2 protein-coding genes and 2 pseudogenes are annotated in these 3,076 nt (G+C 37.4%); 1 reads left to right on the plus strand and 3 read right to left on the minus strand.

Going from position 1 to position 3,076, the window contains the following annotated elements:
- Positions 1-98 precede the first annotated feature (98 nt).
- Positions 99-1,177: pseudogene (locus EII32_RS11115) on the minus strand (IS5 family transposase).
- Between the two features lie 112 nt (positions 1,178-1,289).
- On the opposite strand from EII32_RS11115, the gene EII32_RS11120 reads away from it, so the two are divergent.
- Positions 1,290-1,445: a hypothetical protein gene (locus tag EII32_RS11120; RefSeq protein WP_199741429.1), complete on the plus strand. Its 156-nt coding sequence runs from the start codon at positions 1,290-1,292 to the stop codon at positions 1,443-1,445.
- Between the two features lie 137 nt (positions 1,446-1,582).
- Here the strand turns inward: EII32_RS11120 and EII32_RS11125 are convergent, their stop codons facing one another.
- The gene (locus tag EII32_RS11125) at positions 1,583-2,692 is read right to left on the minus strand and encodes a hypothetical protein (protein ID WP_125235448.1); all 1,110 of its coding nucleotides are present in this window, start codon (positions 2,690-2,692) and stop codon (positions 1,583-1,585) included.
- 195 nt (positions 2,693-2,887) lie between these two features.
- Positions 2,888-3,076, minus strand: a pseudogene (locus tag EII32_RS12600) (IS30 family transposase); the annotation flags it as partial.

Genomic DNA, 3,076 nt, shown 5'->3' on the forward strand with positions numbered 1-3,076 from the left:
GCTTCAAAGGAATGATTAGAGTTCTTTTCGAGAAGAATATACTCCCCCTTTACCCCTCGTCGGGCTTCAAATCCGAGCCCAACGAGGGATTTATTCGATCATTCCAAACATCGGGATATAATTATCCCCGGGGTACGATAAAGATTAAAAGCGATACTTTCGAGAATGTTCTGTGTATGAGTCTTGGCAAGACCTCGATATCGACATCGACCGCCTTGAAACCATCGTCTGATACTGCCGGACGTCCGCTTGCTGCGAATCGGACTGATCTTTTGATTGATCAGCTTCTGAAATCCTGTCAACGGTTTGTTACGTTGAGCTTTATGCATGATACCATCTCGCAGATGACGACTCGTCAGATAATCTCTGTTTTCTTTCGACGAATACCCTTTATCCGCATAAACGGGAGTATATGCGGGGATAGATTCTTCGCCCAATAAGGGAAACAACTCATTTATGTCACTACGATTGGCCGGAGTTGTGATGACTTTTTGAACGAAACCCGCTTGGTTGGTCATCACATGCTTCTTATAACCATAGCGATAAACTTTCTTCTTCACCCGACGGGATTCACTGTCTATGCCTTTACGCTCTTCCAAAAGAAACTTGTGATAAGCTTCTTCTTCAGCCTTTTCGGCTTCAATACGCATATCCTATCGATCTTCCGCAACAGCGATTCTAAATTTTCCGTCCGGTTTATAAGGACTGTCAACGATGCCCGCATCAATGAGAACACCCTCTTTAATTTCAATATGATGTGTTTTGAATTGCTTGTTAAATTCTTTCGGCAACTTGTCCATTATTCCCAAGGTCGTGAGAGAAGTACGAAAACGGCTGGGAGTACTATGGTCGGGAGATACGGCGTCTATACTCAAACCTAAAAAACGAGAGAACGTCAAAGAGTCATTGATGCGTTCTTCTAAGGCACAATCACTCAATCCGTACCAAGTTTGCAACAAGAGCATCTTGAATAGCAGGATAACATCGTAAGCCGGAGCACCCGCTGCATTCTGTCGTTTGGTATACTTCTTATTGATAAGCGTACGAACAGGACACACCGATCGATAAGCATATCGACTTGATTCAAAAATTCATTTTGGGCTTTCCTATATCGCTTCTCGAAGATGACGTCTGCAAATGATACTTCTTCGTTAAATGATTTTCCTTGTTGTGCCATAGGTGGCAATGTATTCAATTATACCGCAAATATACGAAATAATTCACTGATATACAATGGTATAACATGAAAAATAAAGAAATTTACCGTGCAAAGGTCTCATATAGACAGTATGTTTATCACACATCGCAATCCCAAAGCCATCCGTCAGTTAGAGCAGAAGGTCATCGATTATGAGCAAGCCCTGCAAAGACAAGCCGAGTTGTTGATGCAACAGAAGAGGATAGAGGAGGAACAAAGCAAACTGAGAAAGCATTTGAAGAAATAGCAAATACTCCAAGAACTTGTTTAGTATAGTTTCTCGGGTATCTTCGTTCAATAGTTGTTTTTATACTTGTAGATAAATAATAAACGAGTGAAACAATCATATTATTTTCGCTCGTTATTATTCGGGGCTTCCAATAGTTAGTATTCAATTATTTCAACGAAAGTACTATCCGCATCCTCTGTTATAAGTATAGGGAAACATCTATTTGAGAGAATTTCAAGAATAACTATTTGAGAAGGGTGTCCATAAGAATTGTTCTTTCCTACAGAAATAGGGCATAGAAAAAACTTTTCTTTAAGGACGTTAACATCAAATGATGGCAAACTACCATGATGTGGAATTTGTATAGTTCCTATTATGTCCCAATATTTGCTGTATATAGTTGTAACGTCCACTTTTTTCAAATCACTATCACCAGTGTATAGGCAAGCAACTCTATGTGGATTGCAACGATGGGTATAATAATCAAAATGCCAACAGAATATATTGTCACGCCAACATCTCCCTCTCCAATAACATCTCCCTCTCCAATAATGTATATTTGAATTTTCTAGCGATAACGGTCCTGAATACAAAAACATAGAGTTCTCATTAATATTACCGCTAATATCCTTATAGATATCCTTTATTGTCTTTTTGACCTCAGCGTCGAGAATATACTCAGGGTCAGTTTTAAGTTTGTAAACATCAATACCTTCCTTTTTCAATTTATTTTGAAACTCATTGCTTCTAATCTTATATTGATAATTAAAGGGAATGTACACCCAGTCGTTGAGGTCATTTAAGATTATCTGAGTTCCGCTTTGTATTTCTGACACATTAATGGGAGTTATTTCTCCAATCTCCGTATCAGAACTTGGTTTTACTCCAATAATATGAGTTTCTCTTTCAAAGAATTCATTTGGATTACTTACCAATTCCGCTAAACTGTCTTCTCCTAAAATCCTATATATACTGGATAGGAAAATCTTTTCTTCATTATTAAGAAGCGGTATCACAACTCTCTCAATCCTCTGAACTGTTGTCTTCAATGTATCGATTAGTGAGATGTGATCTTTGTCAAAATGAGAGATAAAGAGAATGTGAATAATCTCGTCTTTTCTAAAGCTTTGATTTACTACTCTTTGTTTGGCTAGTGAACTTGGGTTTGTCGTACCACAATCATACACGATATTGATATTGCAAGACGTGTGCCTTTCGGAGTAAAAGGCTCCCTGGCCTATTGGGTGAAAAAATCTTTGAATCATAATTTACATAAAATTAGTCGTAAATATACTCTCCAGTGTGAAGATGATATTCCGTTTGATATTCATATCTTCGGGTGTATTGATTTATGCACCCAAAGTTACACTCTAAAAATGATATTGCAAAGGATTTCTCGTGAAATCTTATTTTATTAATCTTATTCGTAATCAGGATAGAGTCAACCAGCAAGTGCAAAATTACAATATCTTATTGAAGAATTCATTTTTTTGTGTGTGAAATTTTAATTTTTCTCTTGGTCTTCCGTTCAATTTCTTTTGAATATTCATTATACGTTTGTGACTGAATTCGTCAAAATCCGCTTTCTTTGGAATGTATTTTCTGATGAGTCTGTTTGCGTTTTCGACACTTCCTTTCTGCCATGAAGC

Origin of the sequence: Prevotella sp. OH937_COT-195 (genome assembly GCF_003932845.1) — a bacterium.
Lineage (GTDB): Bacteria > Bacteroidota > Bacteroidia > Bacteroidales > Bacteroidaceae > Prevotella.

Coding starts and splice junctions, on each gene's coding strand:
- EII32_RS11120 (WP_199741429.1), top strand. CDS start 1,290: ATGTTTATCACACATCGCAATCCCAAAGCCATCCGTCAGTTAGAGCAG.
- EII32_RS11125 (WP_125235448.1), bottom strand. CDS start 2,692: ATGATTCAAAGATTTTTTCACCCAATAGGCCAGGGAGCCTTTTACTCC.